This window comes from Streptomyces sp. NPDC088746, from assembly GCF_044751065.1.
Lineage (GTDB): Bacteria > Actinomycetota > Actinomycetes > Streptomycetales > Streptomycetaceae > Streptomyces.
The window spans coordinates 747,684-771,613 of sequence record NZ_JBIVLA010000002.1; the positions used below are offsets into that span (position 1 = coordinate 747,684).

28 protein-coding genes and 1 pseudogene are annotated in these 23,930 nt (G+C 70.6%); 19 read left to right on the top strand and 10 right to left on the bottom strand.

The window, feature by feature from the left end; genetic code table 11:
- Positions 1–10: 10 nt before the first annotated feature.
- The 6 genes and pseudogenes from ACIP63_RS10940 to ACIP63_RS10965 all read left to right on the top strand — a co-directional run bounded on the left by ACIP63_RS10940 (position 11) and on the right by ACIP63_RS10965 (position 4,802).
- Entirely contained in the window at positions 11–1,117 is a 1,107-nt protein-coding gene (locus ACIP63_RS10940) for a response regulator (protein ID WP_401513556.1), read from the top strand.
- 224 nt (positions 1,118–1,341) lie between these two features.
- Positions 1,342–1,572, top strand: a complete 231-nt coding sequence (locus ACIP63_RS10945) for a hypothetical protein (RefSeq protein WP_362938144.1) — start codon at positions 1,342–1,344, stop codon at positions 1,570–1,572.
- A gap of 35 nt (positions 1,573–1,607) precedes the next feature.
- Positions 1,608–2,219, top strand: a pseudogene (locus tag ACIP63_RS10950) (pilus assembly protein TadG-related protein); the annotation flags it as partial.
- 26 nt (positions 2,220–2,245) lie between these two features.
- Positions 2,246–2,833, top strand: coding sequence for a hypothetical protein (locus ACIP63_RS10955; protein WP_401513559.1), 588 nt, complete (start codon positions 2,246–2,248; stop codon positions 2,831–2,833).
- An 8-nt stretch (positions 2,834–2,841) separates the two neighbouring features.
- Positions 2,842–3,492 (top strand): OmpA family protein, encoded by a 651-nt coding sequence (locus ACIP63_RS10960; protein WP_401515062.1) that lies wholly within the window; start codon positions 2,842–2,844, stop codon positions 3,490–3,492.
- Positions 3,493–3,509: 17 nt separating this feature from the next.
- Complete coding sequence (locus ACIP63_RS10965; RefSeq protein WP_401513562.1) at positions 3,510–4,802, top strand: hypothetical protein; 1,293 nt, start codon at positions 3,510–3,512, stop codon at positions 4,800–4,802.
- Here ACIP63_RS10965 and ACIP63_RS10970 read toward each other — a convergent pair.
- Both ACIP63_RS10970 and ACIP63_RS10975 read right to left on the bottom strand, forming a co-directional pair.
- On the bottom strand, positions 4,790–4,981 hold the full coding sequence (locus ACIP63_RS10970; RefSeq protein ID WP_401513565.1) for a hypothetical protein: 192 nt from the start codon (positions 4,979–4,981) through the stop codon (positions 4,790–4,792). The two genes, ACIP63_RS10965 and ACIP63_RS10970, sit on opposite strands and share 13 nt — an antisense overlap.
- A gap of 11 nt (positions 4,982–4,992) precedes the next feature.
- The gene (locus ACIP63_RS10975; RefSeq protein WP_401513568.1) at positions 4,993–5,844 is read right to left on the bottom strand and encodes a DUF5753 domain-containing protein; all 852 of its coding nucleotides are present in this window, start codon (positions 5,842–5,844) and stop codon (positions 4,993–4,995) included.
- A 278-nt stretch (positions 5,845–6,122) separates the two neighbouring features.
- Here ACIP63_RS10975 and ACIP63_RS10980 point away from each other — a divergent pair, with 278 nt between their 5' ends.
- On the top strand, positions 6,123–6,587 hold the full coding sequence (locus ACIP63_RS10980) for an ATP-binding protein (protein WP_401513571.1): 465 nt from the start codon (positions 6,123–6,125) through the stop codon (positions 6,585–6,587).
- A gap of 112 nt (positions 6,588–6,699) precedes the next feature.
- Here the strand turns inward: ACIP63_RS10980 and ACIP63_RS10985 are convergent, their stop codons facing one another.
- The 3 genes from ACIP63_RS10985 to ACIP63_RS10995 form a co-directional block, all read right to left on the bottom strand.
- The gene (locus ACIP63_RS10985; RefSeq protein ID WP_401513574.1) at positions 6,700–7,104 is read right to left on the bottom strand and encodes a squamosa promoter-binding protein 15; all 405 of its coding nucleotides are present in this window, start codon (positions 7,102–7,104) and stop codon (positions 6,700–6,702) included.
- Between the two features lie 43 nt (positions 7,105–7,147).
- The gene (locus tag ACIP63_RS10990; protein WP_401513576.1) at positions 7,148–7,384 is read right to left on the bottom strand and encodes a S1 RNA-binding domain-containing protein; all 237 of its coding nucleotides are present in this window, start codon (positions 7,382–7,384) and stop codon (positions 7,148–7,150) included.
- Positions 7,385–8,084: 700 nt separating this feature from the next.
- A complete protein-coding gene (locus tag ACIP63_RS10995; RefSeq protein ID WP_401513579.1) occupies positions 8,085–8,384 on the bottom strand; it encodes a putative quinol monooxygenase in 300 nt (99 codons plus the stop codon).
- A 167-nt stretch (positions 8,385–8,551) separates the two neighbouring features.
- On the opposite strand from ACIP63_RS10995, the gene ACIP63_RS11000 reads away from it, so the two are divergent.
- A complete protein-coding gene (locus ACIP63_RS11000) occupies positions 8,552–9,427 on the top strand; it encodes a helix-turn-helix domain-containing protein (protein ID WP_401513582.1) in 876 nt (291 codons plus the stop codon).
- A 48-nt stretch (positions 9,428–9,475) separates the two neighbouring features.
- Here the strand turns inward: ACIP63_RS11000 and ACIP63_RS11005 are convergent, their stop codons facing one another.
- Positions 9,476–10,396 carry an endonuclease domain-containing protein gene (locus ACIP63_RS11005; RefSeq protein ID WP_401513584.1) on the bottom strand — a complete coding sequence of 307 codons (921 nt, stop codon included), beginning with the start codon at positions 10,394–10,396 and terminating at the stop codon, positions 9,476–9,478.
- Positions 10,397–10,560: 164 nt separating this feature from the next.
- Between ACIP63_RS11005 and ACIP63_RS11010 the strand changes: the two genes are divergently transcribed.
- Positions 10,561–11,262, top strand: a complete 702-nt coding sequence (locus ACIP63_RS11010; protein ID WP_401513587.1) for a 2-phosphosulfolactate phosphatase — start codon at positions 10,561–10,563, stop codon at positions 11,260–11,262.
- A gap of 63 nt (positions 11,263–11,325) precedes the next feature.
- Positions 11,326–11,760 carry a VOC family protein gene (locus ACIP63_RS11015; RefSeq protein WP_401513590.1) on the top strand — a complete coding sequence of 145 codons (435 nt, stop codon included), beginning with the start codon at positions 11,326–11,328 and terminating at the stop codon, positions 11,758–11,760.
- Positions 11,761–11,873: 113 nt separating this feature from the next.
- Here ACIP63_RS11015 and ACIP63_RS11020 read toward each other — a convergent pair whose 3' ends face one another.
- The 3 genes from ACIP63_RS11020 to ACIP63_RS11030 all read right to left on the bottom strand — a co-directional run bounded on the left by ACIP63_RS11020 (position 11,874) and on the right by ACIP63_RS11030 (position 15,277).
- Positions 11,874–12,455, bottom strand: coding sequence for a hypothetical protein (locus ACIP63_RS11020; RefSeq protein WP_401513593.1), 582 nt, complete (start codon positions 12,453–12,455; stop codon positions 11,874–11,876).
- A gap of 17 nt (positions 12,456–12,472) precedes the next feature.
- Positions 12,473–14,368: a hypothetical protein gene (locus ACIP63_RS11025; protein WP_401513596.1), complete on the bottom strand. Its 1,896-nt coding sequence runs from the start codon at positions 14,366–14,368 to the stop codon at positions 12,473–12,475.
- Positions 14,369–14,809: 441 nt separating this feature from the next.
- Positions 14,810–15,277, bottom strand: a complete 468-nt coding sequence (locus ACIP63_RS11030; RefSeq protein ID WP_401513598.1) for an Lrp/AsnC family transcriptional regulator — start codon at positions 15,275–15,277, stop codon at positions 14,810–14,812.
- 124 nt (positions 15,278–15,401) lie between these two features.
- Here ACIP63_RS11030 and ACIP63_RS11035 point away from each other — a divergent pair, with 124 nt between their 5' ends.
- From ACIP63_RS11035 to ACIP63_RS11065, 7 genes are all read left to right on the top strand, one after another.
- Positions 15,402–15,983, top strand: a complete 582-nt coding sequence (locus tag ACIP63_RS11035) for an RBBP9/YdeN family alpha/beta hydrolase (RefSeq protein ID WP_401513601.1) — start codon at positions 15,402–15,404, stop codon at positions 15,981–15,983.
- A 198-nt stretch (positions 15,984–16,181) separates the two neighbouring features.
- Entirely contained in the window at positions 16,182–17,663 is a 1,482-nt protein-coding gene (locus tag ACIP63_RS11040; RefSeq protein WP_401513603.1) for a polymorphic toxin-type HINT domain-containing protein, read from the top strand.
- Positions 17,660–18,073, top strand: coding sequence for a hypothetical protein (locus tag ACIP63_RS11045; RefSeq protein WP_401513606.1), 414 nt, complete (start codon positions 17,660–17,662; stop codon positions 18,071–18,073). The genes ACIP63_RS11040 and ACIP63_RS11045 overlap by 4 nt, the downstream gene beginning before the upstream one ends.
- Before the next feature lie 502 nt (positions 18,074–18,575).
- Complete coding sequence (locus ACIP63_RS11050) at positions 18,576–19,055, top strand: hypothetical protein (RefSeq protein ID WP_401513609.1); 480 nt, start codon at positions 18,576–18,578, stop codon at positions 19,053–19,055.
- Positions 19,056–19,234: 179 nt separating this feature from the next.
- Positions 19,235–19,678, top strand: coding sequence for a hypothetical protein (locus tag ACIP63_RS11055; protein WP_401513612.1), 444 nt, complete (start codon positions 19,235–19,237; stop codon positions 19,676–19,678).
- Between the two features lie 31 nt (positions 19,679–19,709).
- Positions 19,710–20,897, top strand: coding sequence for a hypothetical protein (locus ACIP63_RS11060; RefSeq protein ID WP_401513615.1), 1,188 nt, complete (start codon positions 19,710–19,712; stop codon positions 20,895–20,897).
- 83 nt (positions 20,898–20,980) lie between these two features.
- Positions 20,981–21,739: a hypothetical protein gene (locus ACIP63_RS11065; protein WP_401513617.1), complete on the top strand. Its 759-nt coding sequence runs from the start codon at positions 20,981–20,983 to the stop codon at positions 21,737–21,739.
- On the opposite strand, the gene ACIP63_RS11070 is transcribed toward ACIP63_RS11065, so the two are convergent.
- Entirely contained in the window at positions 21,711–22,100 is a 390-nt protein-coding gene (locus ACIP63_RS11070) for a DUF192 domain-containing protein (RefSeq protein ID WP_401513620.1), read from the bottom strand. The two genes, ACIP63_RS11065 and ACIP63_RS11070, sit on opposite strands and share 29 nt — an antisense overlap.
- Before the next feature lie 105 nt (positions 22,101–22,205).
- Here ACIP63_RS11070 and ACIP63_RS11075 point away from each other — a divergent pair, with 105 nt between their 5' ends.
- Positions 22,206–22,997, top strand: a complete 792-nt coding sequence (locus tag ACIP63_RS11075) for a prepilin peptidase (protein ID WP_401513623.1) — start codon at positions 22,206–22,208, stop codon at positions 22,995–22,997.
- An 86-nt stretch (positions 22,998–23,083) separates the two neighbouring features.
- Positions 23,084–23,902, top strand: a complete 819-nt coding sequence (locus ACIP63_RS11080; protein WP_401513626.1) for a class I SAM-dependent methyltransferase — start codon at positions 23,084–23,086, stop codon at positions 23,900–23,902.
- Positions 23,903–23,930 lie beyond the last annotated feature (28 nt).

Sequence of the window (23,930 nt, forward strand, 5' to 3'; positions counted from 1 at the left end):
AGGTCGCAGAATGCCGGACGACGTCTCGCGCGCATCGGGCCAGGACCGGGCGGCGCCGAACCACGCCTCCCCGCACACGTCCTCGCACGGCTCCCCGTTCAGCACGGAACTCAGCTCCCCCGCATTCCCGGCCACCCAGCACCCGCCGACCCCCCAGCGGCCCCCGGCTCCCGCCGACGGGCCCCGCGCGCCCGAGCGGATGCCCGCGTTCCCCGCCGCCCCCGACGGGCCGGCACCCGGGCCCCTCCGGGTCGTCGTCGCGGACGACAACCCCGTCGTACGGGCGGGTCTCGGGGTCCTGCTCAGCGGCCGGGCGGACATCGAGGTCGTGGCCGAGGCCGCGGACGGGCGCGCGGCCTACGAGGCCGCCGTACGCCACCGGCCGGACGTCATCCTGCTCGACGTACGGATGCCCGGGGTGGACGGCCTCTCCGCCCTGCCGCACCTGGTGCAGGTTGCACCCGTGATGATGCTGACGTACAGCCGCGAGAGCGACATCGTGCACGAGGCGCTGCGCCTGGGCGCGGGCGGCTACCTGGTGCACGGCGAGTTCACGGCCGACGAACTCGTGCAGTCCGTACGCGACACGAAGAGCGGCCGCGCCCCCTTCACCGCAACCGCGGCCAAGGCGCTTCTCGCCCATATGCGCCAAGGGGCGGACCATCAGCCGAGGCAGCTGCCGGAAGGGCTCGGGACGGCACTGACGGCCGGCGTGCCGCACAACGCCCCGGGCCCGGATTCCGGCAGCACTCGCACGGGGCGGGCGCCTTCGCCGCCGGCGGGGCGACCGGCGGGAAATCCGGAAGCCCTTTCGCAACTGCAACCCGTTGTGGCACAGTCTTCGACAGACAGTGAACGCAGGCGCCCCCATGCGCCCAACCGGCAGCAGTACGACCTGAGTTCGAGGGAGGCGGAGGTCATGGAGCTCATCTCCTCGGGCATGAGCAACCAGCAGATCGCCGCCACGTGCTTCATCAGCGAAAAGACCGTCAAGAACCACATCAACAGGATCTTCACCAAGCTGCACAGCGGCAGTCGCAGTGAGGCCATAGCCCGCTGGCTCGGCACGGCGCCGGGCTCGGGACCTGGAGCGAGGGGGACAGGCAGCCATGGCTGAACGGGGGAGAAGCCCCGACAGGGGCACGCGTACCGGACGACGGGCCCAACGGCCGTTTTGGGCCCGGGTTTGGGCCCTGGGGCCCTCCGTGGGGCCGACGGTTCCGTCGTACCTTTCTCATGTCGCCGACGGCACCGGCCAGGAGGAAGCCGGTTCCGGACGCGGCACAGCAGAGACACACGCGTCGGCCGGCCTCCGGTCGGCCGGACCCGGAGGGGAACACCATGAGCAAGCTGATGCTGAAGGCGTCCGTCAACGCCAAGGTCTGGGCGAACACCTCGGTGGAACGCATGAAGGCCCGGGCGGACCGGGACCGGGGGCAGGGCTCGGTGGAGTACCTGGGCATCATCGTGGTGGTTGTGGCGATCATCGCGGCGCTCATGCTGACGAACATCGGGACGGCGATCGGTGGTGCCATCACCGCGCAGATCGCCAAGATCACGGGCGGAAAGTAGTAGCCAGACAGGCACGCGAGGCAGGGCAGGCTTTCCCCATCTACATCATGGTGGTGGCGGGCCTGCTCTTTCTTGCGTTCGCGTACTTCGCAGTCGGCCAGGCGTCGATGAAGCGGAACGAGGCCCAGACCGCCGCAGATGCCGCCGCCCTCGCGGCGGCGACGGACGCGCGCGACCAACTGAGCTGGCCAGGCGTCTTCGACCTGGATGAGTGGGACGACCTGCTGAGCGGACGCGGAGCTCTCTCGGGGTCCTGCGATGCCGCCGACTGGCTGGCTGCCAAGAACGATGCCCACCTGACCGGGACCATGTGCTACGCGGAGGACTGGCCAGAGGTCTCGTACAACGTCACGGTCGAGACGAACAAGCCCGTCGGTGACTCGGTGATCGCCAGCACGACGACGACGAAGGCCACGGCCACCGCACGAGCGGTGATCGAGCCGCGCTGCCGTATCGAAGAGGACACACGTCCCGCGCCGAGCCCTCCGACGGATGCCGACGACGGCGACACGGATGAGTCCGAGGAGCGGAAGGCGTACAAAGCCGTGTGCGATGACGAAGACTTGGACTTCGACATCGACCCGAAGAACCTCAAACTCCTGCCGGACCTGGCAGACCTGTTCTCCGTCCACCTGGCCGACAAGTGATGAACGACCTCGAGAGGACCACGCCGATGCGTGCAGCCATGACCCGGATTCGCTTCAAGGGGGCCGCTGTGGCGGCTGCCTCTGTAGCCATGGCTGTCGTGCTGACGGCATGTGGCGGCGACGGGGGAGCGGACAAGTCGGAGGGCAAGCCCAAGGAATCCTCGGCTTCTTCCGACAGCCAGAAGAGTGAGGCCCCGGAGCCCGAAGCGCCGGACGAAAACCAGGTGCTGGCCACGATCAAGGGCAAGGACGGCGTAGAGGTCGTTGTCAGCTCGGCCGAGCGTGAGTCCGGCGGATTCGTCACGGTCAAGGGACGGGTGAAGAACGGATCGGATCAAATTTGGTTTGCCCCTGGATGGCAAGGGCTTGAGCAGGAGCTCGTGAACAACGGCGCATCCATGGCGGGCGCGACTCTGGTGGACCAGGCAGGCAAGAAGCGTTACCTGATCCTGCGTGACACCGACGGCCGGTGCCTGTGCACGAAGTTCGAAGCGGTCCAGCCGGGTGACGAGGCACCGTTCTTCGCACAGTTTCCCGCCCCGCCGCAGGGCACGGCTGAGGTCGACTTCCAGATCCCGACCATGCCCACCGCGACGATCAAGATCTCCGGGTGATGACCACCATGCAGCCACCCGCCCCCACACCAAGCGCCTCACGAGGTGCCCTGCGCCGCCGCGTCGCGCTCTGCGCCGCAGCAACCGTCGTCCTCGGCACCTCGACCCTGTGGGGAGCCGCCTCCGCGACGGCGGACGACAACCCGACGGCCGTCCCCTCCGCCTCGCCGCCCGTAGAGGTCGACGCGAACTCGCCCGGTCTGATGCTCGGGGACGGCGCGACCCTCGGTGATGTCCGCGTGCTCGACATCAAGTCCGTCGTCGAGGATCTGGGTGGTGAGGAGCGCCGCGAGGACACCAACGTGGACATCACCTTCGCCCTCCAGGCCGAGGTCCTCTTCGGCAAGGACAGCGCGAAGCTGAGCGGTGAGGCCAACGCCCGGATCACCGCGATCGCCCAGGAGATCAAGAACCAGAAGGCGACAAAGGTCCGGGTCTTCGGTTTCACCGACGACCTCGGCTCCGCCGCCCACGGTGACGTCCTCTCCAAGCAGCGGGCCGACGCCGTGCAGGGAGTCCTCTCCCCGGGGCTGCCGAACGTGACCTTCGAGATCCGTGGCTACGGGGAGGATTACCCGATCGCGAGCAACGAGACCGAAGAGGGCCGTAAGAAGAACCGCCGCGTGGAGGTCACCTTCCAGCGCGCCGGCGCGTCATAAGCACGAACAGGAGCGAAATGAAGTCGAGGCCCGTAGGCGGTGCTGCCGCCGGGGCGGCGGCAGCACTCTGCGTGCTGCTGCTGGCGGGCACCGCGGCGGCTGACCCGCGCGCGGACGATGCCCCGGGGGGCGGCGGCGCCGCCTCCTACCGGCCTGCGCAAGGCTCCGTGCCCGTCACCGGTACGGAGTCGAGCGCGGACGGGCCCCAGCTGGAGCGAGCGAAGGTCTACTCGGACACCATCGGGCCGGGCCAGAAGAAGTACTACCGGGTCCGGCTGGACGACATGTCCAACGCCTTCGTCTCCACGGTGCTCGCCCCGCCTCCCGGCACCACGAGCGGCATCCTCGACGGGCTCCAGGTCGACCTGACCTCGGCCGCCGGCACACCGTGCGGTTCGAGCCCGGCCGCGTACTTCGGGGGTGACACCACCCGCCCGATCGCGAGCTACGCGTCGCGCCGCATCAAGGACGACACAGGTGCCTGCCAACAGGCAGGGGACTATCTCTATTCCGTCACCCGGGTGGGTTCGAAGGCCGGCGGCGGAGCCGAGTGGCCGATCGAGCTGACCTACATGGCGGAACCGGGGCTCAAGCCCGGTGCGGCCGAACCTCAGGCGCCTACCTCCTGGAGCTCGGAAGCGCCGTCCCCGGCCGACGGCACTCCGCGGAAGGTGAGCGGCGGCACGGGGTTCAACGACGCGGCAGCCGTCGACGAGGGCGTCTGGCGGGACGACCTCCAGCCGGGAGACAGCCGGTTCTACAAGGTGCCGGTCGCCTGGGGCCGGCAGCTCTTCCTGCGGGCCCAGCTGGCCAACGGCACCACGGACGGCTCGTTCTCCGTCAACGGGCTGCGCCTCGCGCTGTACAACACGGCTCGTGGCCCGGTCTCCGACAAGAGCATCGCTTACCGGGGCGCCCCTGTCGGCGTCGATCTCGGTACGGCCCCGGCCGCCTACGCGAACCGGTTCGAGGGAGAGTCGACCGCGGAATCGGCGATGAGGTTCCAGGGCTGGTACTACGTCCAGGTGACGCTCGACCCGAAGGTCCCGCGCGGTGTCCCCATGACGCTGAACGTCGGCCTCAAGGGAGAGGCCCAGCCGGGCCCGCCGTACGACGGTGACCCGGAAGCGGCGGGTTTCGGCATCGGCGACACGGGCCCCGGCAGTGGTGAGGACCTCACGATGCGAGCGATCGGGTTCGCCGGAATCGGCACCGGGACCGTGCTGGTCCTGGGCCTGGGCGCCTGGCAGCTCCTGAGCCGTCGCAGGCGCCCGGCCGACGGGGACGCGGGTGTTGTCTACAGCAGGTGATCGGCCTTGCCGGCCTTGATGTCCCGGATCATCTGCTGGAGGGCCTCACGGCTGTCGGTGAGGTAACGATCCTCCTGACCGAGAACGGCGATGAAGGCGTTGCCTTCGGTGTCCGTCCCGAGCCGGAAACAGTTGTTTCCCTCACCGCAGTAAGGCTCTTCCCAGTTGATCTCGACCATAGCGAGGCTCCTCAAAGTTGACGTGCTACGGCATGGATGAAGTCGCGTGACTCGGCTGCGCCCAAGGCAGCTTCTTCCATCCAGTCCAGGTGGGCCCGGTACTTGGTGAGCTGCGCCTCGGCGTGCATGAACTCCGGACCATGCGCGGAATCCAGCTGCACCGTGTCCAGTTGCGGCACGACGCCGTGCGCGTAGAGAAGCGCGTGGCCCGCGCCAGGGAACGCTCCCCGGTCCACGGGGATGACTCGCAGCTCGATGTTCCTGCGCTCTGACGCCTCGCAGAGATGCACAAGCTGCTCCCGCATGATCTGGCGACCGCCGAACTGCATGCGGAGCGCGGCCTCGTGCACGAAGCCGACGTAGTCGACCGGGTCCTCGCGGTCCAGCACCTGTTGTCTGTCCATGCGGTGGGTCACGCGCAGCTCGATCTCCAACCGTGAAAGTGCGGGCAGTACGGCGCCGAACACCGCACGTGCGTACCCATCGGTGTGGAGAAGACCCGGTAGATGGACGGTCTGCGCGGTGCGGATTCGCACGGCATTCCATTCAAGCTCGGCGATGTCCAGCAGCCCCGGGGGCAGAGTGCCCCGGTACTGCTCCCACCAGTTTCGCTCGCGTTGCTCGGCCATAGCGACGAGCGCATCAACGTAACGGGCATCAGAGCAAGCAAAGTTGCAGGCGAGAGTGCGAACGCGCTCCGGCGCTACGGGCCGGACGCCAGCCTCCATGTTGGAGATCTTCGTCCTGTCGACGCCCAGCAGGCCTGCTGCGTACGCAGTGGTCGCTTCGGCGGCGGTGCGCATCTTTCGAAGCTCGGCGCCGAGGCGCCGTTGCCGCTCGGTAGGTGTGGAACTGCTCGGCATGGGCCTCTTCTTCCGCCAACGGTAGGCACAGTCTGCCGCTGACGTAGAGACCGAGTCCACCCACAGGGAGGCAATTGCCTCCGCAATGGCGACACGGGTGCCACGTGGGGCATACGTTAGGTGACGCACCGCACACGCTGCGTGGAGCCGAAGTGCATCGCGCGGGCCTGCCCGCACCTCCTGCCCTGGGAGGGGCAGGTCCGCGCCAGGGAGACAGGCCACAGCTCACCCGCAGCGGCGGTGACCGTCAACTCGGCATCCCGACCAGGAAGTCAGCCATGCACCCGTACGCCCCACCGCCCCAACCCGCCGCCCTGTGTCCCGAGAGGGCCCCCCGCCCCGCCCCCGGGCTCGTACTCAGCCTCACCCTGCCCGGTGACCCGCGCAGTGCGGCGGTCGGGCGGCACGCGGTCGCCGCCTCGCTACCGACGTACGGGCTCCATTCGTACACCTGGCCGGTCACGCTCGCCGTCACCGAACTCATCGCCGTGAACGCCGCGCTGACCCCCGGCCGCGAGCTCTACCTCTCCCTCCGCCACCGTGACGACGCCCTCCGCCTGGTCCTGTGGGACCAGCACCCCCGCCACACCGACCCGGATGCCCTGGCCCTCTGCGAGGCCCGGCGCCGCCGCGCTCTCTGGCTTCTGTCGGCGGTCGTCGACGACTGGGGCGGCGAGTGGGGCGTCGCCGAGGGGCAAACACCGCACCAGGGCACCAAGTCGTGGGCTCTCCTCCCACGATGAGGGGTGCGGTCGTTAGGGGGGTTACGGACGGATGCCCGCCCTGTATGTCCGCTCTGGCTGTCCGTAACTTCCCAGCGGCCGGAATCCGCGGCTATGACGGCCACCGGTCCGCTCACCAGTGCCGGTAGAAGCCCTCGTCCTCCTCGTTCGGCTCCAGTGGCGCGAACTGCCGTAGTTCTCCGCCGCGCATCATCCACATGCGGAAGAAACCCTCCTCCTGATCCATGACCAGGAGCTGCACCACATTCGGCTCGCGCCACGGCACCTCGGAGGCGCGGTGCCGGAGAGCCGAGAGGTCGGCATGGTTCAGGGCCCCCGCCCACACCGTGCACTCCGGGTGCTTCCAGCCGCCCCACTGGTTGGTGTCGACGCTGGTGAGCAGGTTCAGGAATCCCACCCCACAGGCCTCCGGCTGTGCGCGGCGAGGGGCCGCTGTCCGCAGCCACTCGCTCAACGCCTCCACGTGGGCGTTGTCCACCCTGTCGACCGAGACCATCACGTTCGCTACCCAGCTCATCGTGTTGTTGTACTGGAAGGGGTGGTGGAGTCTCCATCACATTTCAGGGGGCGGTTCCAACGTCGCCGTGCAGGGCTCTGAGGGACATCGTCACTCGGTCGAGGGTCAGGTCGATGCCGAGAATCCGGGCGCTGATCTCCTGGCCGAGGGAAACCACCTCGGAGGGGTGGTCGATGGGGTGCCAGGAGAGCTCGGGGATGTTGATCAGCGCCGCGTAGCCGCCGATGTCCACGTAGATCCCGAAGTTGGCGATGCACGCCACCCGGCCGCTGGACGTCATGCCCGCCGACGTTCACGTCGTACGGCGAGGCGTCCAGCCCGAAGTCGCCCCTCGGCGGCTCGGCGCCGAAGCGCGCGAGGATCTGTCCGACGTACAGCTTCCGGCGTGGGCCGTCGACGGGAGGTTGAGGACGAATGGGTGCCCTGAATGTCCGGAACGGGTGTCCACTACTTCCCATCGGCCGACGGCTCGTCTTCGGTGCCGCCGGGCTCGCCTCCGCCGGGGCGTGGGCGCCGGCGGAGGTTCTCGCACGCCCGGCGGCAGGCCTTTCGGCCGCGGCGACGATCCTGCGCGCTGACTTGCGGCAGTCGGTGAACCTCCGCGGGCCATACGCGTGGCGGCAACCGGAAACCTGGGCGTCCTCGCGCATGATGCCTACGTGGGTGTTCATGAGCTGCACGCGGCGCTCATCAAGCTGGTCGAACTTCGGGACTCCCGTCCAGTGCCCCCGTGCTGATCGAACAACAGGGCCCGGCGCGGTCGTTCGCGGCCCGGCAGCTACCCGTGACCAGCCCACCTGATCCCGGCCCCTCACCGCATGGAGCAGGGCAATGTGTTCCTCGTTCTGCGGCAGCCGACCTTGGGCTTTTGTCTGCGTCCTGCTCCCGAATCCGATGAGCGGGGGCAGGGCCCGCGTGGCCCGTGTCCGCGTGAGCCTCACGGGACACGGCCTCGCGGACGGCCCGCTGATGCGGGGGTCTCAGTCCGGGATGTCGGTCAGGCGGCGCAGAGTGAACGGCTCGGCGAGGATCTCGTCAAGGACCTGCGCGACATGCTTGAAGTGCGGCAGTGAGAAGTGGTGGCCCAGGGCCGCGCTGCTGGCCCACTCCTCAACGATGATCATGCGGTCGGGGCGGCTGGGATCGGTGAACGGCTGGTAGCCGATGCAGCCCTCCTCCGCGACGGAGGGCGCAACCATCGCGTCCAGCTCGTCGCGCAGGCGCTGCCCCTGGCCCGGCTTGGCGGTGAAGCTGGCGACGATCGTGAGTGTGTTCGGCATGGGATGACTCCTGGGCTGGTGCGGTCGATGGGTTTGTTCGCCGACGAACGAGGTCCATCCTGCGCATCCGGGCCAGGCCCACCCAGAGCTCCGTTCAGCCCGGGTCCGCCCTGCCTAGGTCTGCCAGGACCAGGCAGAGCGGCACGGCCGTGACTGACACTGGAAACATGGATCGTGTCCAGCAGCTCATCGAGTTCCTCAAGACCCGACGCGCCCGTCTCCGCCCCGACGACGTCGGCGCGGGCAACTTCGGTGGTCGGCGGCGGGTGCCGGGCCTGCGCCGCGAGGAGCTGGCCCTCCTGGCCGGGGTGAGCGTGGACTACTACACCCGTCTGGAACAGGGCCGGGCCCGCAACGTGTCCCCCGACGTCCTGGACGCCGTCGCCGGCGCGCTCCGCCTCGACGCCGACGAGCGTGCCCACCTCCACAACCTTGCCAAACCCACCAGCGCGCGCAAGCGCCCAGGCCGACCGCAGCAGGTTGGCCCCGAGATGCGTCAGGCGCTCCAGGCCCTTGTATCCGTCCCTGCTTACCTCATCGGACGCCGCCTGGACATCCTGGCCTGGAACGACCTGGCCAGGGCCTTGATCGCTGACTTCCCCACCCTTCCCGCGGCCGAGCGGAACATGGCCCGGCTGGTCTTCCTCGATGACGCCTCCAAGGGCCTCTACCCCGACTGGGAGAACAAGGCCCGCGACACCGTCTCCAACCTCCGCATGGATACCGGCCGCCACCCCGATGACCCGCAGCTGGCCACTCTGGTCGGCGAGCTCTCCCTGGGAAGCGCGGACTTCCGCCGCTTGTGGGCCGACCACACCGTCCGCGCCAAGACCCGCGGCCGTAAACGGTTCAATCACCCTCAGCTCGGCGAACTCGCCCTCGACTATGTCGCCATGCGAGCGCCCGACGATCCCGACATGACCATGATGATCTACAGCGCACCACCCGGGTCCGAGGCTGCTGCCACCCTCCAGCTCCTGGCCGGCCTCACCGCGCCTTTCGTTCCCGGCACAGCGGACCGTTCGGCCGGCAGCACGCTCTGAATCGAGGCGGCCACAACGGCCTCGAAGGCCGCGCCCGGCAGATCCGCCTCACGTGGACACCGAACTCGCGAGTGCCGCGCGGATTTCGCTGAGCATGCGGTCGGGTGTCCTGAACACCGTCGAGGCGGGGAAGCGGAGGATCAGCCGCACTCCGGGACAGGCGCTCAGCGCGTTGAAGCGATCCAGGTCGCGGCGGTGTGCCTCACGGCTGCCGTGGTACGCGTAGCCCTCGATCTCCACCACCACGCCCTCCCGGACGAAGAGGAAGTCGGCCACGATCCGGCGGCCGGTGTACGCCCGCAGTTCCGCCTGGCTGAGCGGGTGCAGACCGGCGTCGTGCATCCGTAACCGCGCCACCGTCTCGGCGGGTGAGCCGCTCCGCGGATCGGCCAGGGCGAGCCATCCTGCCGCCCGCGGGGTGCGGTGGCGACGCGTGGGATGCGTCGAGCAGGCAGCGGTCAGTTGGGCGGTGCCGACCAAGCCGCTCCTGCGCCCGCCGCTCACCACGCGAGGGCCCAGCGCGGAGTCCACGGCGACCAGTGCCTCATCCCTGGGGCCGCACAGGAGCAGGTCGTGCACCGTACGCAGCGGGGTGGTGGCCCGCAGCCCATGGCGTACGCAGATCTCGGCCGGGGCGAGGGGCCTGCGGTGCACCATGAACCCGTGGCGCCGGCCGGCAGGACTGTCGGAGGCGGTGAACTCGATCGCCTCCCGCAGTACTTCGATCCGGTGGAGCGAGGCGGCGGCCCGGTGGCTGAGGACGAGCTCGGGATGGAGTATCTGCACGGCGCGGGCCTTGAGCCACGGCGTGAGCTCGATACCCGGCGAGGCCCAGGCCCCGCGTACGACGCGCTGCCAGCCCTCCGCGTCGAGTGATCGGCTCAACTGCCGCGAGGCCACGCCTGCCGCGATCACCTCGCGGGTGAGCAGGATGCCTCGCTGGGTGAAGCACTGCAGGTTCCCCGTCATCCGGCCGCTCCGTGATACTCCGCCGTCCAGTTCACGGTCCTCCCCCTCGCCGGAGGGGAGGACCGTCAGGGAGAGAGGATGCCTTGCGCACCGGGATGCCGCGTGGGCCTGTGGATAACAGGGCAGCGTGCGGCCGGGGCGGGGCATGCGCGATCATGACCGGCATGGACGCTCGATTCCTTGGCATCGCTGATCTCGCCGAAGTCCCTTCCGTGGCGGTCGTGGTGGACGTCATGCGCGCTTACACCGTGGCGGCCTGGGCCTTCGCCCAGGGAGCGGAGAAGATCGTTCTCGCCGCGTCCCTGGACGACGCCCTGGCGCTCAAGGCCAGCCACCCGGATTGGGTGGCGATCAAGGACGGTCCGCCCGCGCCCGGTTTCGACGCCGTCAACTCGCCCGGCCTGCTGCGGTCCCTCGACCTCGGCGGGCGGACCGTCGTGCAGAAGACCACGGCGGGAACGGTCGGCGCCCTTGCCGTCCAGGACGCCGCGCTGGTGCTGTGCGCCGGCTTCGTCGTGGCGGGGGCGACGGCTCAGCTCCTGCGGACACGGCAGAGCGACAGCGTCACGTTCGTGGTCACCGGCGAGGACGGGCAGGCCGAGGAAGACCTGGCATGTGCCCAGTACATCGCCCGGAGAGCCACCGAAGCCGGGGTGGAAGCCGCTGAGTACGTCCACCGCGCCGCCGAGTCGCGCGCCGCCGCCGAACTGGCCAACGGGGTGCGCCAAGGAGTCCATCCCGATGACGTCGCGCTCTGCCTGGAGGTCGACCGGTTCCCGTTCGCCATGGTGGCGACCTCGGAAGGCCCCCTCATGGTCCTGCGCCCACACCCGATGCCTTCGCCGACCGGCGAGGTCCCTGCCTGATCGCCGGCCCGCGGGCTGCAAAAGCCCGTGGACTAGGCAAGGCCTCGCCCCTATGGTGGTCCGATGCCGTCGATCAAGCAGGTCCAGATCACCTTCGACTGCGCGGAACCCGAGCGCGTCGCCCGCTTCTGGTGCGAGGTGTTGGGGTACGTCGTACCGCCGCCCCCGGAGGGGTTCGCGACGTGGGACGCATACGACCGCACGCTGCCGCCCGAGCGTCAGGGGGCGGGGTTCGTCTGCATGGATCCCACAGGGGTGGGCCCGCGCATGTACTTCCAGCGCGTTCCCGAGGGCAAGGTCGTCAAGAACCGGGTGCACCTCGACGTCCGGGTCGGCACCGGGCTCGTGGGCGAAGAGCGCGTGGCCGCACTCGAGGCCGAGTGCGCGCGCCTGATCCCGCTCGGCGCGACGCGCGTGCGGCTGTTCCGCGCCGACGAGTACAACGAGTCGTGCCTCTGGATGGAGGACATCGAGGGCAACGAGTTCTGCCTCGACTGAGTGCGTGTGAGTGGGCGTCGGTGGGAGGTTGGGGACGGATGGGTGCCCTGCATGTCCGGTATGGGTGTCCGTAACTTCCCATCGACCGGGGGGGGGGGAGGGCCCGTCGGGGGTTAGCTCACCGTGATTGACTGCACGAATGCGTTCAGGTCCGCCGGGGGGAGGTCGCCCTTCACCGCGTTGAGGCGGATGGCGAACGGGACGCCCTTCGAGTCGACGCCCGCCACCACGACCCCCGTCATCCGCGTCCCCTTCGCCGGGGTCGACTCCTCGCCCGTCGACGTGAACTCGTAGTCGATCCTGCGCGCGTCCCGGGCGCTCTCCTCGCCCGCGAGCCGTACGTCCTGGGTGTCCTTGCGCGTCGCCCCGAGCCCGATGCCGGCGCCCGCCGCCGCGGCGGCCTCACCGGCGTCGCCGACACCGGTGGCGAAGTCCAGCTGGACCGAGACCATGCCGGTGCGCAGCCCCTTCTCCTCCTTGAGCGCGACCGCCGCGTTGGCCTTGCTGCGCTCGGCCGCCGGCTGGGGGGCGTACCCCTCGTCCTCCGGGTAGCCGACGGACACGCTCTTCGTGTCGAGCGTGGCCCACCCGTCCGGGACCGCGGCGGCGTCCGTGCCGCCGCAGCCGCCGAGCAGCGTCAGTGCGAGGGCGGCGGTGACGGCCGCACCGAGCGTCCTGGACTTCGTCAACGTCATCGCCTCTTCCTGTGTGTTCACTGCGCGCAGTAGCTGTACGGGAGATACGTCCGCTTGTCGCCCCGTGGAGCGCCGAGGAACCGCGCGTCCGTCAGCGTCTCCTTCTTGTGCTCGTCGGAGATCGAGAAGCCGAGGCTCATGCCCAGCGACACCTCGAAGCCGAACTCCTGGGCGTCCGACTCGCCGTGGTACCGCATCGTGCTGGACAGCCCGTCCTGGTACATCAGCTGCTCGAAGGCGTCGGTCCCGGCGGGCTTCTCCTGCAGGGAATGGTCGCCGAACATGTACTCGAACGGGGCGGTGTTGTTGCCGGAGCCGTCGAGCCACTCCTCGGCGATGGAGCGCTTGGCCTCGGTGATCTTGTCGGTCTCCTTGCCGAAGACGATCGAGTTCGTCCGCACCTCGACGCCCGTCTCCCCGGAGGAGTCGGTGATGCTGCCCTTGCCGCCGCGCTTGTCCTTGCCCTTCTGGCCGTTGTCGCCGCCCACCTCGCCCTTGTCGGACGTCGAGGTCTTCTCCACGGTCTGCGTCATGTCGATCCGTACGATCTTCCCGGACTCCTGGTCGCGGGTGACGGTCAGAGCCCCGGTCCGGGTGTCCTTGGCGCCGGAGGTGGTGCCCAGCGGGCCGGCGGTGCCGCCCACCTTGCCCTCGATCTCCAGCTTGGCGGTGTAGGTGTACGACTCGTTGCCGTTGACGTCGTCCTTGGTGATCGTCACGTCAGGCGAGAACTTGGCCTTGCCGCCCAGCTTGGCCCCGAGCTTCGTGTCGTCGCCCGCCTTGATGGAGAGGCCGCCGTCCGCGTACAGGTTGATGCCGAGGGTCGAGTACGAGATCTTCTTGTCGCCGATCTTCTTCTCGATGTCCTCCTTCTTGTCGGCCCACTTCATGCCGGAGTACCAGCCGCCGCCGTAGCCGCCGCTGTGCTTCATCGAGGTCTCCCACATCTTCATCTCCTCGATGTCGTCCCTCATCTTCTGGGCGTCCGCCTCGCTCTTGAACACCCAGGTGTCACCGTTGGTGATCTTGATGCCGCCGCCGATGTCGATGTCCGCCTTGCCCAGGCTGCCGAGCTTGACGCCCGGGGTGGAGGCGTTGAGGCCCGCCGACGCGGCGTCGGTGAACGTCATGTAGACGAGCTTGTCGTTCTCGTCGACCTTCCCGTCCTCGTTCACGTCGGTGTTGGCCTGGGAGACCTTCTGCTGGAAGCCGTACTCCTCGCCCCACTCGAACCAGCCGACCTTGACCTTGCCGCCGGCGGTGTCGGAGATGTTGGAGATCTGGCAGAGCTTGGGCTCGTAGTCGGCGTCGGTCTTCGGCCTCGCCGTGCCGTCCCCGCCCGGCGTGCAGCCCTGGCCGTCCCCGGTGAGCGTGCTGATGGCGCAGCGGATGCCCGCCCCGATCCGGCCTCCGAGCCCGGCCAGGGCGAGCGCGGCTACCAGTGCGACGACGAGGACGATGACGCCGAGGTACTCCGTGGCCGTGGCGCCGCTTTCACGCCAGTCGTACGAGCGCCCGTACGCCGGCGGGGGCGCGGGCCGGTCGTCGAGGAGCCGGTCCAGGGACAGTCCGACGGCGGCGCCGGTGACCATGGCCACGGCCGGCATCAGGAGGCCCTCGGTCCCCACGACGTCCCACGCCACCGCGTAGCCGTACGCGAGCCCGGCGACGGGGACGGCGAGCGCGCCGAGGAGGCGGAGGGGGCGGGAGTCCCGCTGGGACGCGGGAAGGGCGCGCGCGGCGGCCAGGACCGTCAGGACGGTCACGAGGACGCCGGGCAGGTGCAGCAACGCGAGCCGCCAGCCGAAGAGTTCGAGCCGTTCCTCGGTCGCGAGGGTCTCGACGAGCGCCCGGGTCATCAGGAACCCGGCGAAGACGTAGACGAGGGCGCCGGCCGCCCAGCTACGGCTCAACGAGAGGAACCTGCCGCCCCGTTGTCGTCCGGCGACGCCCGGCGGTATGTGGCCCGCGCTCCTGTCTCCCCAGCCGCTCACGGTCCACCCTCTCGCCGGCACCTGCCCTGTTGTCCCTGAGGGCCGAATGTACGGCGGGGAGTCGTGCCTGACCTGGGCCCCAGGCCCCAAAGACGGGCCCAACTTCGTGCACTGCCGGTCCCGTCGCGGGACCGGGCCCGGGGGGTTTCGCATGTACCTCGGAGTGGTCAGCCGGTCCTTGCAGCCGGAGGACATCTCCACGAGGCCGGACGCGGAGCCCGATGAGTCGACGGCCATCGGATGGCGCAGACACCCGCAGGCGAGGCCGAGCTCGCATGCGCCCTGGATCCGGCATGCCAGGACCGCGGAGGACGACGCCAGGACTCCCGGCGACGGGGTCCCCCCGTGTGTTTCCGGGCACTACTTCACGAGGTCATGAGCCCGTGAACTGCCGTCGGGCAGCGGTTTGGAGGGGTAGCTGCGCAGGACGAGGGATGTGGTGACCGGCCCGTAGCAGGCGAGGGAGTCCACGACCTGTTCGAGGCGCTGGGCGTGGGTGCAGTGCACGTCGAGGACGAGGCAGTCCTCGCCGGTCACGCGGAGGGTCGAGACGACCTCGGGGGTCCGGGCGGCAAGGTCGAGAGCCTGGGACAGCCGGGCGTGCGAGGTGCGCAACCGGACGACCGCATGGATGTTCAGCCCCACCGCAGCCGGCTCGACCACAGCCCGGTAGCCGGTGATGACCCCGCGCCTCTCCAGGCGCTGGATTCGTGCGCTTGCTGCCGGCTGGGAGAGCCCGACCCGGCGTCCGACCTCGGCTCCGGTGAGCCGGCCGTCGGTCTGGAGCAGATCCAGGATCGCGCGGTCGATCTCGTCGAGTGGTTCCATCGTTGTCGCCCCCGCCTTCTTCGCAATCACTTGTCGAGCCCGGTGGTTGCCACCGGCCCGTCGACACTGGCCTCGACGCCTCCTGGCGGATCAGGCGGACACGACGGAGAGGTCGGCACGAGCAATGGTTGCGTACATCATCATCCCCGGTATCGGCGGCTCGGACGAGCACCACTGGCAGAGCCTGTGGGAGCACCGCTGGGGGGCTTCGGCCGTCCGCGTCGCGCCTGCCTCCTGGGCCGCGCCGGACCTGGAGGACTGGGTCACCTCGGTCCAGGCTGCCTACGAGCTGGCTTCCCGGCGCGACGGGCAGCGCGGGGAGCGGGGCGTCGGGCGAGTGGCGCTGGTGGCGCACAGCCTCGGCTGCTGGGCAGCCGCGCAGTGGCTGGACCGGGCACGGCCGGAGGGAGTCGCGGCGTTCCTGGTCGCGCCGCCGGATCCCCTGGGGCCGGAGTTTCCTCGGGAGGCGGCATCGACGTTCCTGGGCCTTTCTGCCGGCCCGTTGCCGGGCCGGAACCTGGTGGTGGCCAGTGACGACGACCCCTACTGCGACGCGGCGGCGTCGGCAGCGCTCGCATCGGGATGGCGCGCGCCACGGCACTCCGTCGGGAACCAGGGGCACATCAACTCCGGCAGTGGTCTCGGCGACTGGCAGGACGGCCGGGAACTCCTCCGGCAGCTCATCGACGGAGTGGCCGTCGCCTGACACCGCGCCGAAGGAAGGGGTGCCCCTGTGTGGCCGCCGGGACCGGTCACCCCTGTGTGGCCGCCGGGACCGGTCAGTTGGGTCCGTGGGCCCAAGACGGGGGCCTGTGCGGTGGCTAGCGTCATTCGTATGTCTCGTCCGGGGGTTGTGCGTCGTCGGTTACGCCGTTGGTCGCGGGGGAAGGTGCCGCGGACCGGGGTGCGTCTGCTCGGGCTGCGCCGGGGGCAGCGTGGCCAGGGAACGATCGAGTACCTCGGTCTGGTCATGGTGGTGGTGGCGATCGTCGGCGCTCTCGTGGCGACGGGGATCGGCGCCGAGCTGTCGGAGAAGATCAGCGCGCAGGTGTGCCGGGTCACCGGGGTCGGTGACTGCGGTGGTGGCGGGAACCCCGAGGCACAGGACTCCCCCGGGGACGGCAAGCCCGTGTCCGACGACGGCACGCCGAAGTCACAGGCGCAGATCGACTACGACGCCGCGCTGAAGGAACTCCAGGACGCGCAGGCGGCGGAGAAGACCAGCTCCGACAAGGCCTTGGAGGCGGCGAAGGAGCTGGCGAAGATCCTCGCCGAGGAGCTGGGGATCACCGATGCCTTGGACTGCATCACCAAGGGCGACATGGGCGCCTGCACGGAGACGTTGATCAACGTGCTGCTGAGTCTGATCGGGGGCGCGGTCGGGAAGCTCGCGGCGAAGTACGGGGCGCCGTGGAAGTGGAAGAAGGCCGCAGAGCTGATCAAGAAGCTCAAGAAGCATGGCGGGGATCTGTATGACGGGCTGAAGGGCCTGGTCAAGAACCGTAAGAAGGTCACGGACGCGGAGAAGAAGCTCGCGGACGCGAAGAAGAAGCTCGACACCGAGAAGAAGGACCCGCCCAAGAAGGACCCGCCCAAGAAGGACGACAAGCCGGTCACCTGCCCGGTGAAGCACAGCTTCCTTCCGGGCACTCCGGTACTGCTCGCGGACGGCCGCCGCGTCGGGATCGAGAAGGTCGCAGCCGGGTCCATGGTCTCCGCGACCGATCCGGCGACGGGTCACCACGGATCGCGTGAGGTCGAGCGGCTGATCACGACCCATGAGGACAAGCACTTCACACGACTCGTGTTCCGGACGCCCACGGGCCCAGCGGTCGTCACCGCCACCGACACGCACCCGTTCTGGTCCGTGGACCGGCGGCGCTGGCTCGACGCCGGAGACATCCGCCCCGGCAACGATCTCCGTACCCCGAACGGCACCACGCTGACGGTGGCCTCCGTCTCCCGCTACACCCAGCGGCGGACCACACACGACCTCACCGTCGCCGGCGTCCACACCTACTACGTGCTGGCGGGCGACACGCCCGTGCTGGTGCACAACAACAACTGCGGCTTCAGGCCTGGCGTCGCTGACGAGAAGTACGACAAGCATGTGATGGGGCTCGACGACGCGGGCAATCCCACGCGCACCCCCGACATGCCGGAATACGACACGCCTGACGGGTTCGACAGGTACGTGGCCGATGCCGAAAGGCTGATGGACCCGGCGAGCCTGCCGGCCGGTGCACGCGAAGCCGTCCGAAGTGACGGCGTCGTCATTCGACTGGACGCCCAGGGGAGGATAGGCATGAGAAACGGGAACACCATCACGACCTACTTCCGACCGGACGATCCGGCCGCATACTTCGCGAACGAGGCAGCTCGATGACACAAGGTGACAGTGGTTTTCGCGACGAGTTCTCGCGCTTCGTCGCCGCGTCGGGACGGTGGCGTGACACCGAGCCCGAGGCACTCCTGGCCCGCTGGTCGACGTTTGTCGACCAGTGCGAGCAGGGTTACCGAGGTGACGCCGAGGATTACTTCAACGACCTGACGTCAAGGAATTCGCTGGAGCGGGCCCTGGTCGCCGGAGAGCTGCAGAAGTTTCCCGAACTCGCCGATCTCCGCGTGGAGGTGGAGGCGATCGACGAGAGGTTCCGTGCGCTTCTCACCCCGGATGTGTTTCCCAGGATTCCGGTGGAAACCTGGTGGGCCCGCGGTGTGGTCAAAGCGGGGAGCAAGCGTCTGGTGGAGGACCTGCGGCGGGAATACGGCGTCGAGGTGACGGAAGTCAGGTAGGCCCACGACCGCACGCGCCCGAAGCGGAGCCCGCCGGACCGACCTGGTCCGGCCACGCCCCGAGGGGGGGCGGCCGCAGGGGGGGAGACTGCACAGCTGCCCGTCGCGATCACTCCTCGCCCCTTGAGCGCGGCCGAGAGGGCGGTGCTCCCCGGCCACCGGGGCCCTCCGGTGTCATTCCGGTGGACGCGACGGTCGTGGACGGTGCGGGCTCGCCGTTCGGAGAGATCCTTCTCCGGACGCGGAACACCCCGCGTCACGCAACTCGAATCCCTGGACCGGAGCGCGGCAGACCACGACGCCGACGCCGTCAGGGCCTGGTCGGACTGGTTGCAGCTCCGGGTCGCGCACGGCGGCGCGAGCTGCCACCTCCATGTCCTGGACCTGCTGGCCGTGCACGGTGCGGCCAGGCGGATCCGCCGCACCCCGGCAGAGTCCGCAGCGGGCTCCGGAAGACAGGCCCACGGGTCTGACGAAGTGCCGGGAAGAGGCGGAGACCCCGATGGCCTTGTACACGTTCCTGACCGTGCGGCAGCCCTCACCGGAGGACATGGCTGCCGCCCTGGCCGAGGTCTTGGGCGTGCAGGCGGGCGAAGTGGACGTCGCCGACGACACGGACGGGCACCGCGACTGGACGGCGCCGGTCCTCTGCGACTACACGGCTCTGAACGGTGACCTGGCGCTCTCCTGGGACGTCCGTGTGGCACCTCGCGTCGGGCCCGCGCCGCCGGCGGAGGCCGAAGCGGCCCTGATGCTCGCGGCCCGGCTCGGTACCACCGTGCTCCACCCGGCCGGCGGGGTGCGTCCCTCGGCCTACTGGGCGGCCACCCCGGACGGCGTCAGGACACGGGCCCGGGTCCTGGACGACGACACGAGCGGGGACGGCCCGCCGTCCCTCACCGTGGACGCCGTCGAGGAGCCGGTCGGCCAGCTGCCCCGTGCCCGCGTGGAGCGCATCCTCGAAGCCGGCCAGGACGGCTGAGGATCCGAGGGCCTCCCGTCCGGATGCCCTTGCCCGATCCGAACGAAAGAGCGAGTTGGGCCCCTGGGCCCAAGACGGCGGCCCGTCCTACCAATAGCGTCTGCGCTGCAGGTGATCGACGCCCGTCCCGGCGCACCCCCACGGCGCCGGGCCGGGCCGCAACCGGAAGGTGACGGCGCGTGCCCACGGCTGAGCAGCTGACCCTGACCGACGAGGAGTCACGCCTCCTCCAGCTGGGGCTGATGGAGTGGTGCGGCCCCGCCCGCTGCACGGAGGAGTTCGCCGTGGCCATGGGCTTCGACAGCGCCCAGGACCTGAGCCGACGCGGCATGTCGATCCGCGGCGCCCTCGCGGCGAAGGAGCCGCTGGACCCGATGGACTGGGCACGTGCCCTGCTGGCGACCGAGCTGGCGTTCGTCAGCGACGTGGTCGGCTCGGGGTACGAGTGGTCCACCACGACGGGCTGGCCCGACGACAACACGTTGCGCGTCCTGCGCTCGGCGCAGCTGAAGCTGATCCGCACGGTCGCCCCGCTGGTCGGCCGAGGGCTCGGCACCCGGCAGGCCCCGCACGCGGAGGTCCTGCGGGCCGGAGGAGGGCCGCCGCCGGGCCCGGCTTGGTGACCTCCGAGGCGGCGGGCTCATAATCGGCCGCATGCCCGATCAGCAGACGCGCGCCCGCCCGGTCGCGCCCGGAACCCGCAGCACCCGGCACCGCGCCAGGGCCCTGCTCACCGCCGCCGCACCCGCCCTGGGGGCCTACGCGGCGGTCAGGGCCGTCGGGCTCCTCGTCTTCTGGGTGTCGGCGTCGGCCGCAGGGAAGGACGCCCCGCACCTGCTGGGCGGGCGCTGGGACTCCGTCTGGTACCAGCGGATCGCCGAGAACGGCTACGGCTACACCGTCACCCTCCCCGACGGCGGCGTCCACCCCGACCTGGCCTTCTTCCCGCTTCTGCCGGCCCTGGAACGGGCCCTCGCCACGGTCACCCCGTTCACCGTGCAGGGCGCCGGGATCGCCGTCGCCTGGGTGGCGGGGCTCCTCGCCGCCTGGGGGATCTTCGCCGTCGGAGCACGGCTGTACGGGCGCCGGGCCGGAGTGGTGCTGGCCGCGCTCTGGGGCGCGTACCCGACGGCGTTCGTCCAGTCGATGGCGTACACCGAGACCCTGTTCACCGCGCTCGCCGCCTGGTCCCTGTACGCCGCGCTCAGGGGCCGCTGGATCGCGGCGGGCGCGCTGTGCGTGCTCGCCGGGCTGACCAGGCCCTCGGCCGCCGCGCTCATCGCGGCGCTCGCGATCGGCGCCGCCGTCGTCCTCGTACGGGAGTGGCGGGCGGGGGAGCGGCAGGCCCTGGCGCGCCGGAACGCGCGCATGCTGCTGGGGGTCTGCCTGGCGCCGCTCGGGTGGCTGGCCTACGTGGTGTTCGTCGCCGTGCGGGAGGGCAGCCCGTTCGCGTACTTCGACGTCCAGGCGCAGTGGGGCAACAGCATCGACGGCGGCCGGGCGCTGGCCGCGTTCATCGCCGGACTGCCCCTGCCCGCCGCGCTCGGGCTCTGTGCGGCCCTGGGACTGCTCGGGTGGCTGGTGTTCCTGTGCGTACGGCAGCGGCAGCCGCTGCCCGTGCTGGTGTACGGCATCGCGACCGTCGTCATCTCGCTCATCGGCTCCGGCTACTTCGGCTCCCGGCCGCGCCTGATGATGCCCGCGTTCCCCCTGCTCCTGCCGCCCGCCGTCGCGCTGGCCGGGCTGCGCACGACCGCGCGCACGGGCACCGTCGTCGCGGTGCTCGCCGTCGGCTCCGCCGCGTACGGGGCGTGGACGCTGCTGGGGCCGGGACCGCCGTGAGTTGGGTCCACGGGCCCACGCGCCGGGGGCACCCCGGTTGTTAGCGTGCTGATCCGGTGTCCGGCGGCCAGGAGCGGTGAGCGATGAGGGTACGTACCACTGTCGTGGCGGCGAGCACGCTGGTCCTCTGCCTGGCGGCCGCCGGCTGCGGGCCGGACGGCGGCGAGGACAAGGGCGCCGGAAAGAAGGCCACGGCCTCGCGGACACCGGCGGCCTCCGCCTCCGCCGCCACGCCAGGTTCCTCCGCCACGCCCGCCAGTGACGGCAGGACCCTCACCGAGGCCGAGCTCGCGAAGGTGGCTCTCACCACGGGCGAGGTGAAGGGCTACGAGGTCGCGCCCCTGGAGGGCACCGACGAGCGCGGCACGGAGAAGGCCGGGACCGAGGCGTGCCGGCCGATCACCGCGATCATCAACGGCTCGCCCGAACCCGCCCCCGCCGCCACCGTCTTCCGTACGGCGATGGACACGGCCGAGGAGGGGAAGGACGACCAGACCGTCGTCACCGAGATCCTCACCTCGCACCCGAAGGGCGGTGCGCAGGAGCTGCTGCGCTCGGTCCGCGAGGCCGTCGGGGCCTGCGCGGGCGGGTTCCGTACGACGAGCGAGGACGGGCCGTCCACCTACACCGAGGTCAGGACGCTGCCCGCGACCCGGGCCGGCCAGGAGTCGTTCGCCTACCAGGTGACGGGCAGCCTGGAGGGGGTTCGGGTCCCGCTCGTCTTCCAGCTCGTACGCACCGGGTCGACGGTCGTCACCTTCTACGCGGCGAACTTCCTCGGCGAGACCGCACCGGAGATCCCGGCCGCACTCGTCACCGCGCAGGCGGCGAAACTTCCGTAGCGGGTACGGAGACCCGCACCCGCGTCCCGGGCCGCAGGCCCCACCGCTCCATCGCCCCGGCCTCCGCCTCCACCACATGGCGGGCGCGGAGCCTGGGCAGACCGAGCCTGCCGGGCTTCATTGTGCGGACGGCAAGCACACGGAACCTCCGGTCCAGGTACGCCACATCGATGGTGAACCGCATCCGGAAGGTGTGCACGCCCCCGCACGGGGTGATCAGCAGCGCCCCGTCGACGCCGTCGGCGCCGAGCAGCCCTCGCGTCCGCGCGCTGTACGAGGCGGCGACGCGCAGCGGCACCCGGGGCGCCCCAGGGTCCGTCCCGACCGTCAGTGTCCCGCTGCCGTCACGCCATTTCCCCATGGGAACCGACCGTAGCCGCCGCGGCCGGGGTGTGGGTCCGGAACGGCCCGCAGTGGGCCCCCGGGCCCAAGACCCCGCCGCGCGGGCCGGATTAGGGTCGGATCCGTGGAAGCCACTCTGATTGCGGTCGCCGCGCTCTGGGGAGCCGCCGCCGGGCTGCTGCTCCCGCGCGCCGCGTACCGCTTCTCCGTCGAGCCCGAGGAGCCCTGGAGGGACGCCTGCCCCGCCGGGCACGCGCTCACGGGGCCCGCCCGGGGGTGGCTCGGCTCGACGAGATGCGCGGCGTGCGCCGTGGCCGTCCCCTCCCTCCCGGGAGGCGGCGCTCCGCGGACCCCGGCGCCGGCCGTGCGGGGCCGCTACGCCCCCGGCGTGCTCGCGCCCGTGGTCACCGTGCTCGCCTGCGCGGCCCTCGCCGCGGCCACCGGGACCCGCCCGGAGGCCGCCGTCTGGGTTCTGCTGGCGCCCGTCGCCGTGCTCCTCGCCGTCATCGACCGCCGCGTCCACCGGCTCCCCGACACGCTGACGCTGCCGCTGGCCGGTGCCGCCGCCGTGCTCCTGGGCGGTGTGGCGCTGCTGCCCGAGCACGGCGGGTCCTGGATCTCGGCGCTGCTCGGCGGAGTGGTGCTCGGCGGTTTCTACCTCCTGCTGTTCCTGATCAATCCGGCCGGCATGGGCTTCGGTGACGTGAAGCTCGCCCTCGCGCTGGGCGTGGCGCTCGGCTGGTACGGCTGGGGGGCGCTCAGCGTGGGCGGCTTCGCCGGGTTCCTGTTCGGCGCGCTGTACGGGGCGGGACTGATGCTGGTGCGACGCGCCGGGCGCAAGACAGGCATCCCGTTCGGCCCGTTCATGATCGCCGGGGCGCTGACCGGCCTGCTGTTCGGGGGACTCGCTGCCTAGGGCCGGTCCGTACGGCCTTCACCCCCTGCACGGACGTACGGAATATCGGGTCGCGCCTGGCCGGGGCGGGCTGACACCCTTCCCGTATGACCGGATCGTCCGCACCTCTCGTCCCCTCCGCCTCCGACCAGCGCTTCGACACCCTCGTCGCGGAGGCCGACGCCGTCTCCGTCGACGGCTGGGACTTCTCGTGGCTCGACGGGCGGGCCACGGAGCAGCGTCCCTCCTGGGGGTACGCGCGCGCCATGGCGGACCGGCTGGCACGGGCGGGGGCCGCGCTCGACATCCAGACCGGGGGAGGGGAGGTCCTCGCCTCCGCGCCGGTGCTGGCACCGCTCACCGTGGCCACCGAGTCCTGGCCGCCGAACGTCGCCCGCGCCACGGCTCTGCTCCATCCGCGCGGCGCCGCGGTCGTCGCCGATTCCGACGAGCCGCCGCTGCCCTTCGCCGACCGGGCCTTCGACCTGGTCGTCAGCCGGCATCCGGTGAAGACCTGGTGGGACGAGATCGCCCGGGTCCTGGCGCCCGGAGGCACGTACTTCTCCCAGCAGGTCGGCCCGGAGAGCGTGTTCGAGCTCGTCGAGTACTTCCTCGGCCCGCTCTCGCCCGAGCAGCGCGGCGCCCGGGACCCGCGGCGCGCGCGGGAGGACGCGGAAGCCGCCGGTCTGGAGGTGACGGATCTGCGCTCCGAGCGGCTGCGCATCGAATTCCTCGACATCGGCGCAGTCGTCTACTTCCTGCGCAAGGTCATCTGGATGGTTCCGGGGTTCACCGTCGACGCCTACCTGCCGCAACTGCGCTCCCTCCACCGCCAGATCGAGGAGGAAGGGCCGTTCGTCGCGCACAGCGCCCGCTTCCTTGTCGAGGCGCGGAAGCCTGAGGGCACACCAACGGCCCTACGCTGAGGGCGGCTTCACAGGCCCCGGATGCAAC